This is a genomic window from Streptomyces gelaticus (assembly GCF_014649535.1).
Lineage (GTDB): Bacteria > Actinomycetota > Actinomycetes > Streptomycetales > Streptomycetaceae > Streptomyces > Streptomyces gelaticus.
The window spans coordinates 23,676-39,779 of sequence record NZ_BMTF01000026.1 but is presented as its reverse complement, the minus strand read 5'-3'; the positions used below and the strand labels follow the sequence as shown (position 1 = coordinate 39,779).

The window sequence follows — 16,104 nt, the reverse complement described above, 5'->3', positions numbered from 1 at the left end:
TTCGCGTGTGACGTCCGCTTTCCCTTTTTTTCCGTTCGGAACCGCAGCGCCCGGACGGATCGCGTGCCAGGCTGTGGCTGAGGCATACCTGAGAGTGTCGGCCGCCTGGCCGCGCGGTCGGGGAGGGAGCAGGTGAATGCGCCCGTCGTACTGGCGCGTCCGGCATGTCCGGCGCGTCGATCGGAATGCGGCTGCCACGGTCCCGGCCGTCCGTGAATCGCTCCCTCCACCCGTGAAACCGATGCCGCCCGCCCCGTCGTCGCGTACCGGCGCGGGCGGCTTCCCGGAAGACAGAGGGCCCCGGCGCCGTGCGGCGCCGGGGCCTGTCCTCCCCTGTTCCGACCTGGAGCCCCGAGCTCTCGAGGTCGGTCCCCACGGGCCCTCATCCCCGAGTGGCCCGCCTCCCGGAGAAGGTCTCCCCTCCGCCGCCGCGGTCAATCCTTGGGGGCGGTCACTCGAACGAGCGGTGTTGAGTGGCAGAAGCCACTTTTCGAATACAGGTTCGATAGTCTGACTGATGCGACCACGCGGTGATCGAGCAGCGGATCAAGCGGTGATCGAGGACCAGAAGGGGGTGCCAGGACATATGGTGCGGCGCATCGATGTGACCGGGACCGGCGGCGTACGCCTCGCGGCCTGGGAGTTCGCCGACCCGCCCAAGGCGCGCGCGGAGGGCGAGCGCGCCCCCGGGGTCTTACTGCTCCACGGACTGATGGGCCGGGCCGCGCACTGGGCCTCCACCGCCCGCTGGCTCGCCGAGCGTCACCGCGCCGTCGGCCTCGACCAGCGAGGCCACGGCCGCAGCGACAAACCGGCCGAAGGCCCGTACACCCGTGACGCGTACGTCGCCGACGCCGAGGCGGCGATCGAGCAGCTGGGCCTCGCCCCCGTCACCCTCGTCGGCCATTCGATGGGAGCACTGACGGCCTGGCAGCTCGCCGCGAAGCGCCCCGATCTGGTCCGGGCCCTGGTCATCTGCGACATGCGGGCCTCCGCGCTCGGCGCGGCCTCGCAGCGCGAGTGGGAGGACTGGTTCAAGACCTGGCCGGTGCCGTTCGCGACGCTCTCCGACGTACGGAAGTGGTTCGGCGAGGACGACCCCCGGGTGGAGCGGCCCAACCCCGCCCGCGGCGAGTTCTTCGCCGAGGTGATGGCCGAGCGGGCCGACGGCTGGCGCCCCGTCTTCTCCCGCCGCCAGATGCTCCAGTCCCGCGCGACGTGGGTGTTCGACGCGCACTGGGAGGAGCTGGCACAGGTCCGTTGCCCCACCCTGGTCCTCCGCGGCCTCGACGGCGAGCTGGGCCGGGCGGAGGCCCAGGAGATGGTCCGCGTGCTGCCGCGCGGGCAGTACGCGGAGGTGGCCGACGCCGGCCATCTCGTCCACTACGACCAGCCCGAGGGCTGGCGCGCGGCGGTCGAGCCCTTCCTGGAGCAGTTCGCCGAGGACCACCGGAACGAGCGCGAGCCCGTCCCGTCGTGACGGAGCGGAAGAAGGACGCGGACGGGGCCGTCGGCGGTCCGGGGCCTGCCCGGCCCCGGACCGCCGCGCAGGCCCTCAGCCCTTGCTGACCGCCGTCAGGATCTCCGGGAGCCGGTCCGCCGTGCGGGGCGCGGCGAGCCGCAGCCCCGCCCAGGAGATCAGCGCCCCGTACGCCGCTCCCACGGGCAGCAGCAGCCACAGCCACTGCTCCAGATCGGCGAGGTGCAGCCAGATCGTCACCGCGATCACGGGTGCGCAGAGCAGCCCCGCCGAGACCATGCCGCCGAAGATCGAGATCCAGGCGAGCCCGGCCTGCCCCGGTGCCACGTTCTTGAACGCCCCGTCCTGCGGGATCGAGTACGGGAAGTGCGCCGACGCCATTGCGCCCGTCGCCAGCATCCCGCCCAGCAGGGCGAACGACAGCCCCATGGCCTCCGGCAGATCGCCCCAGTCACCGAGCACCCCGGCGGTCACCACCGTCACCAGGGCCGTGTAGGGCAGCGTGATCAGCAGCAGCGCCAGGGCCCGCGCCCGCAGTTCCAGGTAGGCGTCACGGGGCGAGGAGATCGTCAGCGCCACCATCCAGAACGCGGAGGTGTCCTGCCCGAACTGGTTGTACATCTGGATGCCGAGCATCCAGGCGGCGAAGCAGGCGAAGTAGATCGAGCCGGTGCCCTGGAGCGCGTTGAGGACGGGCACGATCAGCCCGATCGCCAGCGCCGTGACCCAGGCGGCCTTGGTCTTCGGGTCGCGTGCGATGTACCGCAGACTGCGCTCCATCACCGGTCCCGTGCGCCCCTGGGGCAGCAGCGCGGAAAGCCTGGAGCCGTCCTTGCCGGCCTTCTCGCGGCCCGGCCCGGCGGCGGCCAGGGTCGAACCGTCCGGGGCGGTCATCAGCTTCACCAGGCTGCGCTGCCACAGCCACAGCAGCGCGACCAGCGCCGCGACGGACAGCAGCAGTTGTACGAGGGCCTGGCCGTACGCCCCCCGGGACGCCGAGTCCACCGCCCCGACCGCCGAGGCGGGCGGCAGCCAGCGCACCACGTCCGCGGCCGGTTCGAGCGCGGCCAGCCCGCCCGCCTGGCCGATCCGCTGCGCACCGAAGTTGACGACCTGGAGGCCCACCGCGATCACGAGCCCGCTGAGCACCGCGAGATCACGGCCCTTGCGGGAGGTCAGCAGCCGGGTGTTGGCCGTGGCCACGGCACGTGTCAGCGCCACGCACAGCAGCAGTGTGAGCGGCGCGGCCACCACGGCGAACACCGCACCGGCTGCCCCGTGCGCCACCGCGACCACCGAGCCGGCCGCCAGGCAGAGCGTGAACAGCGGGCCGATCCCGACCAGTGACGCCGCCAGCAGCGCGGCGATCAGCGGGCGCGGCCGCAGCGGCAGCATCACCAGACGGCTCGGGTCGAGGGTCTCGTCACCGCTGGGGAAGAACAGCGGCATCACGGTCCAGCCGACCGCCAGCACCCCGGTCAGCAGGACGACGAGCGCACCGGCATGGGCGTTTCCACGCATCAGGATCAGCCCGAGCAGCTGGCTCGCGGCGATCAGCAGGGCGAAGACGACGGAGGTGATGTACGCGGCCCTCCGGCCGGCCGACTGCCGCAGCCCGTTGCGCAACAGGGTCAGCTTGAGCCGTACGAAGACGCCGACGAGTCCCTCGCCGGTGCCGGCCGGTCCGGGCGCCGCCCCCACCGGGGCGTCGAGCACGCTCATCGCTTGCCGCCCAGCCAGTCCAGGGAGTCGCCGCCGGTGCGGGAGCCCGCGCCGACGAGTTCGAGGAAGGCGTTCTGCAACGAGGACGCCTCGCCGCGCACCTGGTCGAGGGTGCCCTGGGCCCGGATCGAGCCGGCCGCCATGACGGCCACCCAGTCGCAGAGGGACTCGACGAGCTCCATCACATGGCTGGAGAAGACGACCGTCGCTCCCGAGCGGGTGTACCGCTCCAGGACTTCGCGGATGGTCTGCGCCGAGACCGGGTCGACGCCCTCGAACGGCTCGTCCAGGAACAGCACTTCGGGGTTGTGCAGCAGTGCGGCCGCCAGCCCGATCTTCTTCCGCATGCCGGTCGAGTAGTCGACGACCAGCTTGTGCTGGGCGCCCGCCAGATCGAGCACGTCCAGGAGCTGGGTGGCCCGTTTGTCGACCTCGGCGCCCGGCAGCCCGCGCAATCTGCCGGTGTACGCGAGGAGTTCGCGCCCCGAGAGGCGCTCGAAGAGCCGCAACCCCTCCGGGAGCACGCCGATCCGGCTCTTCACCTCGACCGGGTCGCGCCACACGTCGTGGCCGGCGACCTCGACGGTCCCCTGGTCCGGGCGGAGCAGCCCGGTGACCATCGACAACGTGGTGGTCTTGCCGGCGCCGTTGGGCCCGACCAGACCGATGAACTTGCCCGCGGGCAGCTCCAGATCGATCCCGGCCACCGCGGTCTGCTGCCCGAACCGCTTCCACAGCCCCTGTACGCGCACGGCCGGCGGCGTGGCCGGTCGGCCCGCCTCACCCGCCCGCGCCGCTCTGTCGGTCTCTGCCCGGTCCTGCATGATGCACTGCCTTTCGATGTCCCCGTTTTTCGGGACCACCCTACGAAAGGGTGCTATGCCGAGGGGCGGGCACGTGCGTCGGCGGCTGCCCTGGCGCAGGCGTAGGCGAGCGGACCGATGAGCTCCTCCGCGTCCGGCAGCCACCGGTTGGCGGGGGTCGGGCGGCGGGCCCACTGCACCGCTCCGCGCCCGCCGACGCGGGTCGGCGGACCGGTCACGTACCGGCCGTCGCCGCGTGCGACCAGATCGACGGCGGCGGCCCGCCAGCCCAACTTCCGTACCAGCCCGTCCGACTTGGCCGCCGCACCCGGCAGCACGAAGAAGAACATCCGCCGGTCGGGGCTGCGGGTGACGGGCCCCGGACGCAGGTCCATCCGCTCCATCCGGGCCAGCGCCAGGAATCCCGCCGACTCCGGTACGTCGATGGCGTCGAAGGCGCGCCCGGTGGGGAGCAGGATCGACGCCTTCGGGTGCCTCGACCACATCCGGCGGGCCGCGGCACCGCTGCCGGTCGCCCGGCCAGCCCAGTCCGGCCCGGCGGGATGGGCACCGGGAGCGTCGCAGCCGGTGTCGCCGCAGGAGCACCGCTCGGCACCGTCCACCACCTCCAGCCAGGTGCCCGGGCACACGTCCCAGTGCCGCTCCTCCGCGTACCGCACCGCTGCGTCCAGCAGTTGCTCGCCCCGCGGCCGGGGGACCTCCGCGGCCTCGGCGACTGCGACGGGCTCTTCGACTCCGATGGGCTCTTCCACGCAGAGCACAACTACGGCCAACGCTCGGGGTTACGGGAGCGACGGGTGCGTACGCGGTGCACCGATCCGGCACGTGGGGCGCATGGATGCATGGGCGGGGGCGCGCGTGAGGCGGTGCCCGGCGGGGCGGGTAGCCCTATACGGGCAACCGCCGGGCGGCCGATGTGCGGGTCCGGAATGGTCGGCCTCTGTCATATGCCGACAGGAATGACAAGGAACACGACGCACGTGACGAACACGATGAATCTGTGCATTTTCCGCGTAATCGCCGGGCAGTGATCGGCTCAATGACCACTGCGGCCTCAGGGGGAAACATGGCAGCCAGGCCTCTCGTCGCACGCCAGCCGAACGAACGGCTCCAGGCACTCATCCAGGAAGCCGGATGCTCCAACGCCGGCCTCGCCCGCCGCGTCAACATGGTCGGCGCGGAACGCGGGCTCGACCTGCGCTATGACAAGACGTCCGTGGCCCGTTGGCTGCGCGGACAGCAACCCCGCGGCAGGGCACCGGGAATCATCGCCGAGGCACTCGGCCGCAAGCTCGGCCGTACGGTCACGATCGACGAGATCGGGATGGCCAACGGCAAGAATCTGGCATCCGGCGTCGGCCTGCAGTTCGCTCCGACCGTGATCGGCGCGATCGAGCAGGTCTGCGAGCTGTGGCGCAGCGATGTCGGCCGCCGCGACTTCCCGTCCGGCTCGGCGGTGGCGTCCTCCGCACTCGTCGAACCCAGCCGCGACTGGCTGATCACCGGCGCCGACCCGCAAGTGGCGCGGGCCGCCGGGGCCCGGGTCGGGATGTCGGACGTGGAGGCGGTGCGGGCGATGACGGCCGCGCTGGTCGACCTCGACCACCGCTTCGGCAGCGGACATGTGCGGCCGGTCCTGGTGCACTACCTGAACAGCGTGGTCTCCGGACTGCTCTCCGGGGCGTACCGCGAATCGGTCGGCCGGCGGTTGTTCGGGGCGGTCGCGCGGCTCACCGAACTCGCCGGGTACATGGCGGTCGACACCGGCCAGCCCGGGCTCGCCCAGCGCTACTACATCCAGGCGCTGCGCCTGGCCCAAGCGGCGGACGACCGGGCGTACGGCGGATACGTACTGGCCGCCTCGATGAGCCATCTCGCCGCGCAGCTCGGCAATCCCCGGGAGATCGCCCAGTTGGCCCGCGCCGCCCAGGAGGGTGCGCGCGGGCAGGTCACCCCGAGGGCGGAGGCGATGTTCTGCGCGGCGGAGGCCCGCGGCCACGCCCTGCTCGGTGACGCCCGCACCTGCCAGGCGGTGGCGGGCCGCGCGCTGACGGCCATGGAGCAGGCCGAACCCGGCACCGGCGACGACCCGGACTGGATCGCCCACTTCGACCACGCCTATCTCGCGGACGAGCTGGCGCACTGCCACCGCGACCTCGGGCAGGCGGAGGCCGCCGCGCGCCGGGCGAAGGAGTCCCTGGCCGGCCACCCGGAGTCCCGGGCTCGCCGCCGCGGCATCGGCCTGGTGCTCCTGGCCACGGCCCAGGTCCAGATGCGCGAGGTGGAGCAGGCCTGCCACACGGGCACGCAGGCGATGGAGCTGCTGGGATCGGTGCGCTCCAGCCGGGGCGCGGAGTATCTGGACGACCTCCAGCAGCGGCTGCTCCCGTACGGGGACGAGGCGGCGGTGCGCGAGTTCGGCGCGCGGCTGGAGCTCCAGGCCGCCTGACCGGGGGTACGCGCGAAGCCGCCCCTTAACTGCGTCTGGAGAGCGCCGAGCGTTACAGCGCGTGTGAAGGGCTGGTGAGTGACAGCACGCGCTTGGCGAACGGCGGCAACCACCCGATAGCGTGAGCCGACGATTCCGTAGGTTTACACGTAGGAGTCCCGGTGACGCAGAGCGGACAGGGTGACGAGCAGCAGCTCCCTGCTGTACGGCCCGCGCACGAAGGTGTCGTGCTGCCCGCGGGTGGCGGCGAGCCCTGGATACCGGGGGGGCCCGCGGATCAGGCCGCCCCGGCGGGCGGCCAGCCGTGGGGGCAGCCCTGGGGGCCGCAGACGGCGCACCCGGACGCCTCGCATCAGTCCCAGCCGCTGCCCCAGGCCTCCGACCAGGGGCCGGGAGCGTACGGGCAGGGACAGTACGGCCAGATGCAGCCGGGGCAGGGGTACGGGCAGCCGCCCGCCCCGCAGCACGCGCAGATGCCGCAGGCCCAGCCGCTGCCGCCGGCGCAGCCTCAGCAGCCCCACCTGCCGCAGCAGTCCTACCAACCTCACCAGCCTCCGCAGCCCCACCTGCCGCAGCAGCAACCGCAGCCTCCGCATACTCAGCAGCCCCCGCAGTCCTTCGCGCAGCCGTTGCCGCCCGAGGCCGTGCCCGGGGCGGGCGCGGGCGGGGAGGCGGAGGCCACGCAGTACATCGCGCCGGTGGCCGGCGGTCCCGCGCCGGGCGGGCTGCCGCCGGAGAACCCCGCGGAGTCGCCCCGGTTCCTCGGCGGCGGCCCGGTGCCGCAGCAGCAGCCGGGGCAGGCCTACCAGCAGCAGCCCGGTCAGGGCGGCGACGCCGAGGCGACCCAGTACATTCCGCCGGTCCCGGGCGGCGCCCCGTACGGCATCCGGCCCGGCGCCCCGGGGGACCGGCAGCCGCCCGCCGAGTTCGACAACCTGTTCCGCAGCGACGAGCCGGCGGGCGCCACCCAGCAGATGCCCCATCTCGACCCCGGGCCCCGGTACCAGGGGGCCCAGCAGCCCCCGCAGTCCGCCCAGCCTCCGTACCGGCCCGTGGACGAGGAGCCGCAGCGGCCGCGCAAGAAGCGGGCGCACGTCACGCTCATCGGGGCGGTCGTGGTCGGCTGCGCCGTCGTCGGTCTCGGCGCGGGTGCGCTGATGAGCGGCGGCGACGACAAGGGCAAGGACGACAAGCAGCCGGTGGCCGCGGCGAGTTCACCCACCGAGGAAACCTCGGCCAAGGCCGCGCCCGATCCGGTGAAGACGCAGGCCGAGGCGCTCGACAAGCTGCTCGCGGACAGCAACAACAGCCGTGCCGCGGTGATCGGGGCCGTGGAGAAGACCAAGAGCTGCACGGATCTGGACCAGGCCGTGACCGATCTGAAGGGCGCCGCCCAGCAGCGCCGCGATCTGGTGACCCGGCTCGAAGGGCTGTCCGTCGACAAGCTGCCGAACCACGCGCAGCTCACCTCCTCCCTCACCAAGGCCTGGCAGGCCTCCGCCGCCGCCGACGAGCACTACGCCGCCTGGGCCGCGCAGGCCAAGCACGGCAAGAAGGTGTGCAAGCACGGGAAGGCGCGCACGACCTCCGAGACGCAGCAGGCCACCGTGCAGAGCGGCGAGGCCAGCAAGGCGAAGGAGCAGGCGTCGGGGCTGTGGAACTCGATCGCCTCGAAGTACGGGCTGACCCGTCGGGCGGCCACCGAGCTGTGACAGCCGGGCGGGGCGGGGGAGCCCGGAACGGGTCCGCCGCCCCGCGCCCCGCGGGGACGCGGAGGTCAGCTCTTCGCGCCGGCCTCCGACAAGGTCTTCGCGACGTCCACGAAGCCCTTCCGGTCCGCGACGAGCCGCCCGTCGCGCACCACCTGGAACGTCACCCTGGTGTTGACGATCCGCGGATACGTGGACGAGCCCAGCACGTCCTCGAAGCTCCAGCGCAGCACCGGCGTGAGGCCGCCGGTGTCGGCCGGGGTGCCCCCGTTGAGGGCGGAGGTCAGCTTCCAGGCGTTGATCTGCGGGGAGTCGACCGCCTCCACGATCTCCTTGAGCACGGTGAACGCGATCCAGGTGGTCTGCACGCCCGTGTCGTCCGGGTCGATCCGGTTGTCGCCGAAGGCGTGCTCGCGGATCACGTTCCGCATCCCGTCCCAGCGGGCGTCGCCCGCGTCCGGGTACCAGCCGGTGATATAGGCCCCCTCGAACGGGCTGCTCCGGCCGCCGGTGCTGTCGATCAGCGGCTGGTCGACGCTGCCGAGCACGGAGGAGATCCGTACGCTGCCGCTCCCGTACGACGGTTCCAGGCGCCGGAAGGAGTCGAAGAAGGTCTCCGTGCGCTTGCCGAGCACGGCCGTCACGCAGCCGTCGGCCGCCCCCGCCGCCTGGAGCGCCGACCCGGCGGCCGCGTCGTACGAAGTGGCCGTCTCCGACGCCCGGATGTCGGCGGGCGCGGGCCGGCCGGCCTCGGTGAGTCCGGTCTTGAGGAGCCAGGCCTGGCCGTCGCCGCCCAGGGTGTCGGGCCGGACCACGGACACCCGCTCGCAGTCGCGGGCCAACTGCCCGGCGTTGCCGGCGAGCAGGGCCGGCTGACCGCCGTTGACCGGATAGGAGTCGTAGCTGCTGAACTCCTCGTCGGAAGCGCCGTATCCGCCGATGTAGGGGATTCCGGCGGCCTCCAGCGGCGGCATGAACGCCGAGCCGTGCCGGCTGTACGAGCCGACGACCGCGACCGCCTTCTCCTTGACGGCCCGCCGGGCGCAGTTCGCCGCGCCGATCGAGGTGTCCTGCTCGTCGCAGGTGACGACGCGCAGTCTGTGGCCGTCCAGCCCGCCGTTCTCGTTGGCCCAGCGGGCATAGGTGCGCGCCATGGCGGTCATGCCCGCCATGTTCACCGTGTCCGGTCCCGCGGCCCCGCTGGGGGCCCATGTGACCACGGTGACAGGCTCCCTGGAGCCCCCCGTTGCCCCAGGGAGTGCGCCGCAACCGGTGATCAGCAACGCCCCGGCCGCCGCCGTACTTGTGAGGAACTTGTAGGGGCGCAGGGAGGTGGGGCGTCGCCGTTCGGTCATGGGTCTGAACATTTCCGGCCGTGGGGTAACGCCGCAGTGTGCCCCGCTCAACGCTCGGTGACATCCGGGTGAATTGCGGGGGCCGGTGTGGAAGGCCGGAAAGGGAACGTACGATCGATGACCGTGCAGCAAGGTTCGGAGAACTCTTCCCGTCGCGGCCGTCGCTCCTCCACCATGGGCGGCATGCCGCTGAATGACATGCCTTGGTGGCGCTGGCGCAGCAACGTGCGCTCGGCGCTGCACATGCTCTCCGACCCCGTCTTCCACCACGAGTGCTGGCTGGCCGGCCGGGAGGGGTACGGAGACGTCACCGACGCCGTGTACCGCCTGGTCGAGGACACCTGGCTGGACAACTGGTCCGCCGAGAAATACATAGGCACGATCTTCCGCGACGCCGGCGAGGCCGCCCTCGTGGACGTCGCGGTGCTGCGGGTGCTGCGCATCATGCACCAGGTCGGTGCGGACGCCCCCGTCTCGGCGTACCTGGAGCACCACGGCTGGCAGGAGGCCGTACGGGCCGCCCGCGAGGCCCATGTGCTGCTTGCCGGCAACGACGGCGAGGACCCCGACACGCCGCCGCGCTCCCTCGACGTGCTCCGCATTCTGACCAGCTCGGCCTGAGGGCGGTCCGGTGTGGCACGCTACGGGGATGACCGCGCCGCAGCCTGCTGAGACCACTCCCGAGCAGTACGTCCTCACTCTTTCCTGCCCCGACAAACAGGGCATCGTGCACGCCGTGTCGAGCTACCTCTTCATGACCGGCTGCAATATCGAGGACAGCCAGCAGTTCGGCGACCACGACACGGGTCTGTTCTTCATGCGGGTGCACTTCTCGGCGGACGCCCCGGTGACGGTGGAGAAGCTGCGGGCCAGTTTCGCCGCGGTCGGCGACTCCTTCCGGATGAACTGGCAGATCCACCGCTCCTCGGACCGGATGCGGGTCGTGCTGATGGTCAGCAAGTTCGGACACTGCCTCAACGACCTGCTGTTCCGCTCCCGGATCGGGGCGCTGCCGATCGAGATCGCCGCCGTCGTCTCCAACCACACGGACTTCGCCGAGCTCGTCGCCTCGTACAACGTTCCCTTCCGGCACATCCCGGTGACCAAGGAGACCAAGGCCGCCGCGGAGGCGCAGCTGCTGGAGCTGGTCCGCCAGGAGAACGTCGAGCTGGTCGTCCTCGCCCGCTACATGCAGGTCCTCTCGGACGACCTCTGCAAGCAGCTGAGCGGCCGGATCATCAACATCCACCACTCCTTCCTGCCGAGCTTCAAGGGCGCGAAGCCGTACCACCAGGCGCACGCCCGTGGTGTGAAGCTGATCGGGGCGACGGCGCACTATGTGACCGCGGACCTGGACGAGGGGCCGATCATCGAGCAGGAGGTCGAGCGGGTGGGCCACGGCGTCACGCCGGACCAACTGGTCGCCATCGGGCGCGATGTGGAGTGCCAGGCGCTGGCGCGGGCCGTGAAGTGGCACGCCGAGCGCCGCATCCTGCTCAACGGCCGCCGCACGGTGGTCTTCGCTTAAGGGCGCTTAAAGGCCGTCCCGTGGGAGCCCGCGGCCGAAGGCGCTACAGGCGGCTCAGCGAGGCCGCCGCGAAGAGTACGTCGCGGATCGCCTCGCGGTCGCCCTCCTGACCGGCCGCCGCCTCCACCGGTGGCACGTGCCCGGCCACCAGCTGGCAGAACTCCACGCCGTCGAGCGCGACCTGCGCCACCGCGTGGGCGGGGGAGCCGAGCGCGGCCGGGGAGTCCAGCGGGATGTACCAGTCGCCGCCGCCCGAGCCCTCGATCTCCAGATGGAGCGAACGGCCCGGTGAACCGGCCGTCACCAGATGGCGGGCGGGCCCGGCCAGCCCCGTTCTTCGGCGCTCGGCGAGTGCGGCGGGCAGCAGCCGGGTTACCAGGCCGATCATCCGGTTGAGGTGGGCGGCGGAGGGTGCCTCGTACGGATAGTCCACCGCGTCCGCGATGTCGCCGCCGTGCACCCAGCATTCGAAGGCCCGGTCCAGCAGGGCGTCGTGCATCGGCAGGGCGAAGTCTCCGTACGAGACGGAGAGCTCGCAGACCCTGCGGCCGGCGAAGGACACCGTGCGGATGAGGGTGTGGCTCTGCTCGCGCCACGGCTCGTGGATCCGCCCGGTGGGCGGGCGCCGGCCGGCCGACCAGTATCTCTCGGTACGCGCGGTGGGTGAGAGCGGCCAGTCGGCGCCCGGACCGCGGGTGCCGTCGCCGAGCGGCACGTCGAGGCCGAGGGCCGTGCCGACCAGTCCGTCGACGGCCATGAGATGGCCGATGACGCCCGCGACCGTGGTCTTGCGGGTGGTCTCCTGCTCGCTCTCGAACCACTTCAGCCGGACCGGGGCGTGCCACTCCGAGTCGCCGATGTCACGGAGCAGCGCGTCGAGCCGCGCGGTCTCCGCGTCGTACGGCGAGGCCCAGTCCGGCACCGGGATGTCGGCCGGGCGGCGGCTCAGACAGGCGTCGATCACCCGGGTGCGCAGCGTCGGATCGAGGTCGAGACTGCGGTCGGTGTGCAGCAGCCCGACCGCGTCGCGCAGCCGCAGTGCTTCGTCCGCACAGGCGGCGCACTCGGTCAGATGCGCCTCGACGGCCTCGGTCTCCTCCGCCGAGCAGGCCGCCAGGGCCCACGCGCCGAGGAGCGCCTTGAGGACGCCGTGCGCCAGCACCGGCGGGCCGGGCGGGTCCGTTGCATCCGTTGCGTCCGATGGGTGCCGTGGTGCCACGTCGGTTTCCGGTTCCGGTGTTGTCGGCTGCGGGGCCGGTTCCGCAGCCCGCTGCGGGCCCGGCCGCGGCTCCTCGGGCGGGGTCGCGGGGACAGGCGGCGGCAGCGGTACGGCGGAGAGGTCGAGGTCGTCCGCGGCGGACCGTGGCCCCGGTATGCGCGGTGCGCCCCGCACCTCGTCCTCGCGCCCGCCGTCCTCGCTTCCGTTCGTGTCGCCGGTCACAGGGGCCGTCCGTATCCGGGCGGCGACATCCCTTCGAGCGGGCGGGTGTGCGCGGTGGAGAGCAGTTGCAGCCCGAGCCGGAGCCGGCGGCGGGCCTCGTCCTCGGTGACCCCGAGGTCGGCCGCGGTCTGCCGGTAGTCCCGGCGCTGGATGTACGCGAGTTCCAGCGCGGCCCGCAGCGGGGCGGGCATGGACGCGACGATGTAGTCCGCCCGCGCCGCGGCGGTGGCCCGGTGCACCCGCTCCTCCAGCCCGATGCCGTCCTCGTCCGCCTCGTCGCGCCGGTCTTCCTCCTCGCGCAGCCGCCGCACGGACTGGCGGTGCGTGAGCCGGGCCACCCAGGAACGCATCGAGCCCTGCTGGGGGTCGTAGGCGCCGGGGTTCTCCCACACGTAGCCGAAGACCTCGCGGGTCACCAGGTCGGCGGCGGTCTCGTCGTCGAGCATCCGGTGGGCCTGGCTGTGCACGAGCGAGGCGAACCGGTCGTAGAGCTCGCCGAGAGCAGCCGCCTCACCACGCGCCAGCCGCTGCTGCATCCTGCGGTCCCAGCGGGGTGGTGCGTTTCCAGCCATGCGACCCCCAGCCCTGTTCCCCTCGTCACACCGAATGTAGTCGGCGGCGCCGGAGATGCACGCCTCTTTGTGGCAAGTACGCCCGCGAAGCGGCCCGGGATGGTAAGGAGTGCGTCCTGGAGCGTTGGTGGAATCCGGGGCGAAGTGATCATTTCTTCCGGAATCCTGCTCTGTCCTGACAGGTCGCTCGGTGTTTCACAGGGGTGCGGCCGGGGCAGCCGCGAGAAGGAACGGAAACTTCCGGATCGTCGGAATCCCCGGAGCGAGAGGGCCAGTCGCGTGAGGAAACCTTGTCCTCCCGGAAACCACCCCCGGGCCGCAACCACCCACGCCCCCTGGCCCGCCCAGGAACATTCCCGGAACACACTGACGGTGGCCGAGTGCGTGCAGGGTGAATGGACCGTACTGCACATACGCGGCGAACTGGATCTGATGACGTCGCCCGCCGTGCGCCAGTCCGTCCACGACGCGGTGGCCGACGGCCGCCACGACGTGGTGCTCGACCTCTCCGAGGTCCTGTTCTGCGATTCCAGCGGAGTCGGCGTGCTGATCGCCGCCCGCCGGCTGATGCGCTCCTGCGGGGGCCGGCTGCGGCTGATCCTCCCGGCCCGGGGCGCGGAGGAGGGCTCCCACGTCAACCGGGTGCTCGCCACCCTCGGCGTACGCCGTCTCTTCGAGGTCTACCCCGACCGGTACGCGGCCGTCGACGAGCGGTCCCGGCCGCTCTCCGCGTGAGACCGCGGTGCCCCGGAACGGGCGCGAAGGCCGGCCCATGGCACCGGTGGAGCGCGTAAGGGACACGTGACGCCTTCCGGCGTCGTACGCTCCCCGCATGGACAGCGCAGAATATGAGCGCAAGATCGCCTTCCGCTTCGCCGCCTTCGACCAGGACGGCAACGGATACATCGATCGCGCGGACTTCAACGCCGCCGCCGCCCGTCTGCTCGCCGAATTCGGTACGACGGCGCGCTGCGACAAGGGCCAGGCGCTCTACACCGGGGCCGAGGCGTTCTGGCAGGGCATGGCGGGCATCGCCGATGTCGACGGGGACCAGCGCGTCACCCGTGAGGAGTTCGTGGGCGGGGCCGTGAAACGGCTGCGCGACAACCCGGAGCGCTTCGCGGAGATCGCCCGCCCGTTCCTGCGCGCGGCGATCGCCGTGACGGACGGGGACAACCAGGGTGCCGCGTCCGTGCCCGCCCTGGAGCGGGCGCTGCGGGTGCTGGGTGCCGACGCCCCGACGGCGGAGCTCGCGGCGCGGAGCCTGGACGCGGACCGGGACGGCAAGGTGACGGAGGACCAGGCGGTGTCGGCATTCGCCGACTACTTCACGGTCTTCGCCCCGGACGCGTAGGAGACGGGAGGGGCGGGGGCGCCGCCCCTCCCCTCCCGTCAGGCGAACTGCTCCCGCAGCCGGTACTTGAGCACCTTGCGCAGGGCCTCGTTGCGCGGCAGCGCCGCCACCACCTCCAGCCGCTCCGGCAGCTTGTGCACGGAGAGTCCCTCGGCCCGCAGATACCCCGTGACCTGCGCCAGCGTCAGCGGTGCGGCGCCCGTCGGCTGTTCCACGACCGCGCAGACCAGCTCGCCCCGCTCCGGGTCCGGGAGCCCGATCACCGCCGCGTCCCCGACGTCCGGGTGACGGTGCAGCAGGTCCTCTATCTCCTTGGCGGAGATGTTCTCGCCCTTGCGGATGATGATGTCCTTCAGCCGCCCGGTGAGCACCAGATGCCCGCTCTCCCTGACATGGCCGATGTCGCCGGTGATCAGGAAGCCCTCCGCGTCGAACGCCGCCGCGGTCGCCGCCGGGTCCAGATAGCCCGCGCAGACGGCCTCCCCGCGCAGCCGCACCTCGCCGTCCGTGCCGTGCGGCAGCGGCTTGCCCTCCCCGTCGGTGATCCGGATCTCCATGCCCGCGGGCGGCCGCCCCTCCGTCTGGGCGAGGTGTTCCACCGTGTCGTCGGGGGTGCCCATCGTGATCATGGGGACTTCGGTCATGCCGTACCCGTGGGTGAGCTGGACGCCCATCTCCCGTACCACCGCGTGGTAGATCTCCGGTGGCTTCGGCGCCCCGCCGCCCGCCAGCAGCCGCAGCGTGGGGACCACCTTCCGGCCCGGCGCCTTGCGCTGCTCGGTCAGGAACATCGAGTAGAACGCCGTGGACCCGCCCGCGACCGTCACCCCGTGACGCCGGTACTCCGCCAGCGCGTGAGCCATGGCGAAGTGCTCGAACAGCACCGCGGGGAACCCGTACAGCAGCAGCATCACCGCGTAGTCCGGCCCGCCGACATGGGCGAACGGGAAGGCCACCGAGCCGGTGTCGTCCGCTGTGAGACGCAGCGCGTGGGCCAGGCAGGACCCGCCCGCGATCAGGCTGCGGTCGGTGTGCAGCACCCCCTTCGGGTCGGAGGTGGTGCCCGAGGTCCAGTAGATCCAGCGCACCGCCGTACCATCGGCGGGCGGCGGCGGGAGCACCGACGGATCGCCGTCCGGCAGCGAGGCGTACGCCTCGAACACCACCGGTGGCTGTTCTGCCGCCAGCCGGCCGGCCATCGCCGTGTGGTCGAAGCCGCGCCAGGTGCCCGGTACGGCGAAGAACTCCGCCTTCGACTCGCGCAGCGCGAACCCCACCTCGCGGTCCCGGTAGAACGGGATGACCGGCGACTGCACCGCCCCGATCCGGGTCAGCGCGAACGACAGCAGCACCGTTTCGATCCGGGTCGGCAGCTGCCAGGCGACGACGCCGCCGGGGCGCACACCCATCTCCCACAGTCCGGCCGCGACCCGCTCGCCGCGGCTGCGCAGCTCGCCGAAGGTCAGGGTGCGGTCGTCCTGGATCAGGAACGGGCGGTCCGGAGTCAGGCCGGCCCGGCGTTCGACGAGTTCCCAGAAGGTGCCCGATGCACCCAGGGCGTGCGCGGTCTCGGTCACGACGAACCCCACCCCTCACAGCTGACGGACAGTCAGATAGTGCGGAGAGCGTAGAGCGCTGCGCCTTGTCGGTCCAGGGGTGCGGGGCTAGCC

Annotated in this window: 14 protein-coding genes; 7 read left to right on the top strand and 7 right to left on the bottom strand. The window is 72.3% G+C overall.

What is annotated here, in order from left to right; translation table 11 throughout:
* Window positions 1-586 precede the first annotated feature (586 nt).
* Window positions 587-1,480, top strand: coding sequence for an alpha/beta fold hydrolase (locus IE107_RS28615; RefSeq protein ID WP_189547299.1), 894 nt, complete (start codon window positions 587-589; stop codon window positions 1,478-1,480).
* Window positions 1,481-1,555: 75 nt separating this feature from the next.
* Here the strand turns inward: IE107_RS28615 and IE107_RS28610 are convergent, their stop codons facing one another.
* The 3 genes from IE107_RS28610 to IE107_RS28600 are packed head-to-tail and all read right to left on the bottom strand — an operon-like array spanning window position 1,556 to window position 4,787.
* Window positions 1,556-3,202, bottom strand: a complete 1,647-nt coding sequence (locus tag IE107_RS28610) for a transporter (protein WP_189547240.1) — start codon at window positions 3,200-3,202, stop codon at window positions 1,556-1,558.
* Window positions 3,199-4,026 carry an ABC transporter ATP-binding protein gene (locus IE107_RS28605; RefSeq protein WP_229867301.1) on the bottom strand — a complete coding sequence of 276 codons (828 nt, stop codon included), beginning with the start codon at window positions 4,024-4,026 and terminating at the stop codon, window positions 3,199-3,201. The genes IE107_RS28610 and IE107_RS28605 overlap by 4 nt, the downstream gene beginning before the upstream one ends.
* A 53-nt stretch (window positions 4,027-4,079) precedes the next feature.
* Window positions 4,080-4,787, bottom strand: a complete 708-nt coding sequence (locus IE107_RS28600; RefSeq protein WP_189547297.1) for a bifunctional DNA primase/polymerase — start codon at window positions 4,785-4,787, stop codon at window positions 4,080-4,082.
* Between the two features lie 305 nt (window positions 4,788-5,092).
* Between IE107_RS28600 and IE107_RS28595 the strand changes: the two genes are divergently transcribed.
* The gene (locus IE107_RS28595; protein WP_189547239.1) at window positions 5,093-6,475 is read left to right on the top strand and encodes an NsdA family TPR-like regulatory protein; all 1,383 of its coding nucleotides are present in this window, start codon (window positions 5,093-5,095) and stop codon (window positions 6,473-6,475) included.
* A 422-nt stretch (window positions 6,476-6,897) separates the two neighbouring features.
* Window positions 6,898-8,187, top strand: coding sequence for a hypothetical protein (locus tag IE107_RS28590; protein WP_444545022.1), 1,290 nt, complete (start codon window positions 6,898-6,900; stop codon window positions 8,185-8,187).
* A 65-nt stretch (window positions 8,188-8,252) separates the two neighbouring features.
* Here IE107_RS28590 and IE107_RS28585 read toward each other — a convergent pair whose 3' ends face one another.
* Complete coding sequence (locus IE107_RS28585; protein WP_189547237.1) at window positions 8,253-9,539, bottom strand: ABC transporter substrate-binding protein; 1,287 nt, start codon at window positions 9,537-9,539, stop codon at window positions 8,253-8,255.
* A 174-nt stretch (window positions 9,540-9,713) separates the two neighbouring features.
* Here IE107_RS28585 and IE107_RS28580 point away from each other — a divergent pair, with 174 nt between their 5' ends.
* The gene (locus IE107_RS28580; protein ID WP_189547296.1) at window positions 9,714-10,160 is read left to right on the top strand and encodes an SCO4402 family protein; all 447 of its coding nucleotides are present in this window, start codon (window positions 9,714-9,716) and stop codon (window positions 10,158-10,160) included.
* A 28-nt stretch (window positions 10,161-10,188) separates the two neighbouring features.
* On the top strand, window positions 10,189-11,067 hold the full coding sequence (gene purU / locus IE107_RS28575) for a formyltetrahydrofolate deformylase (RefSeq protein WP_189547236.1): 879 nt from the start codon (window positions 10,189-10,191) through the stop codon (window positions 11,065-11,067).
* A 43-nt stretch (window positions 11,068-11,110) separates the two neighbouring features.
* On the opposite strand, the gene IE107_RS28570 is transcribed toward purU, so the two are convergent.
* Both IE107_RS28570 and IE107_RS28565 read right to left on the bottom strand, forming a co-directional pair.
* Window positions 11,111-12,508 (bottom strand): zf-HC2 domain-containing protein, encoded by a 1,398-nt coding sequence (locus IE107_RS28570; RefSeq protein ID WP_189547235.1) that lies wholly within the window; start codon window positions 12,506-12,508, stop codon window positions 11,111-11,113.
* Window positions 12,505-13,080, bottom strand: a complete 576-nt coding sequence (locus IE107_RS28565; protein ID WP_189547234.1) for an RNA polymerase sigma factor — start codon at window positions 13,078-13,080, stop codon at window positions 12,505-12,507. The genes IE107_RS28570 and IE107_RS28565 overlap by 4 nt, the downstream gene beginning before the upstream one ends.
* Window positions 13,081-13,446: 366 nt before the next feature.
* On the opposite strand from IE107_RS28565, the gene IE107_RS28560 reads away from it, so the two are divergent.
* Window positions 13,447-13,815, top strand: a complete 369-nt coding sequence (locus IE107_RS28560) for an STAS domain-containing protein (RefSeq protein WP_189547295.1) — start codon at window positions 13,447-13,449, stop codon at window positions 13,813-13,815.
* 97 nt (window positions 13,816-13,912) lie between these two features.
* A complete protein-coding gene (locus tag IE107_RS28555; protein ID WP_189547233.1) occupies window positions 13,913-14,434 on the top strand; it encodes an EF-hand domain-containing protein in 522 nt (173 codons plus the stop codon).
* 38 nt (window positions 14,435-14,472) lie between these two features.
* On the opposite strand, the gene IE107_RS28550 is transcribed toward IE107_RS28555, so the two are convergent.
* Window positions 14,473-16,011: a class I adenylate-forming enzyme family protein gene (locus tag IE107_RS28550; protein WP_189547232.1), complete on the bottom strand. Its 1,539-nt coding sequence runs from the start codon at window positions 16,009-16,011 to the stop codon at window positions 14,473-14,475.
* Between the last annotated feature and the right edge of the window lie 93 nt (window positions 16,012-16,104).

What these genes read in the sequence shown, in the direction of transcription:
- IE107_RS28585 (WP_189547237.1), bottom strand. Translation starts at nt 9,539, where the DNA reads ATGACCGAACGGCGACGCCCCACCTCCCTGCGCCCCTACAAGTTCCTC.
- IE107_RS28555 (WP_189547233.1), top strand. Translation starts at nt 13,913, where the DNA reads ATGGACAGCGCAGAATATGAGCGCAAGATCGCCTTCCGCTTCGCCGCC.
- IE107_RS28615 (WP_189547299.1), top strand. Translation starts at nt 587, where the DNA reads ATGGTGCGGCGCATCGATGTGACCGGGACCGGCGGCGTACGCCTCGCG.
- IE107_RS28610 (WP_189547240.1), bottom strand. Translation starts at nt 3,202, where the DNA reads ATGAGCGTGCTCGACGCCCCGGTGGGGGCGGCGCCCGGACCGGCCGGC.
- IE107_RS28580 (WP_189547296.1), top strand. Translation starts at nt 9,714, where the DNA reads ATGGGCGGCATGCCGCTGAATGACATGCCTTGGTGGCGCTGGCGCAGC.
- purU (WP_189547236.1), top strand. Translation starts at nt 10,189, where the DNA reads ATGACCGCGCCGCAGCCTGCTGAGACCACTCCCGAGCAGTACGTCCTC.
- IE107_RS28590 (WP_444545022.1), top strand. Translation starts at nt 6,898, where the DNA reads ATGCAGCCGGGGCAGGGGTACGGGCAGCCGCCCGCCCCGCAGCACGCG.
- IE107_RS28605 (WP_229867301.1), bottom strand. Translation starts at nt 4,026, where the DNA reads ATGCAGGACCGGGCAGAGACCGACAGAGCGGCGCGGGCGGGTGAGGCG.
- IE107_RS28595 (WP_189547239.1), top strand. Translation starts at nt 5,093, where the DNA reads ATGGCAGCCAGGCCTCTCGTCGCACGCCAGCCGAACGAACGGCTCCAG.
- IE107_RS28565 (WP_189547234.1), bottom strand. Translation starts at nt 13,080, where the DNA reads ATGGCTGGAAACGCACCACCCCGCTGGGACCGCAGGATGCAGCAGCGG.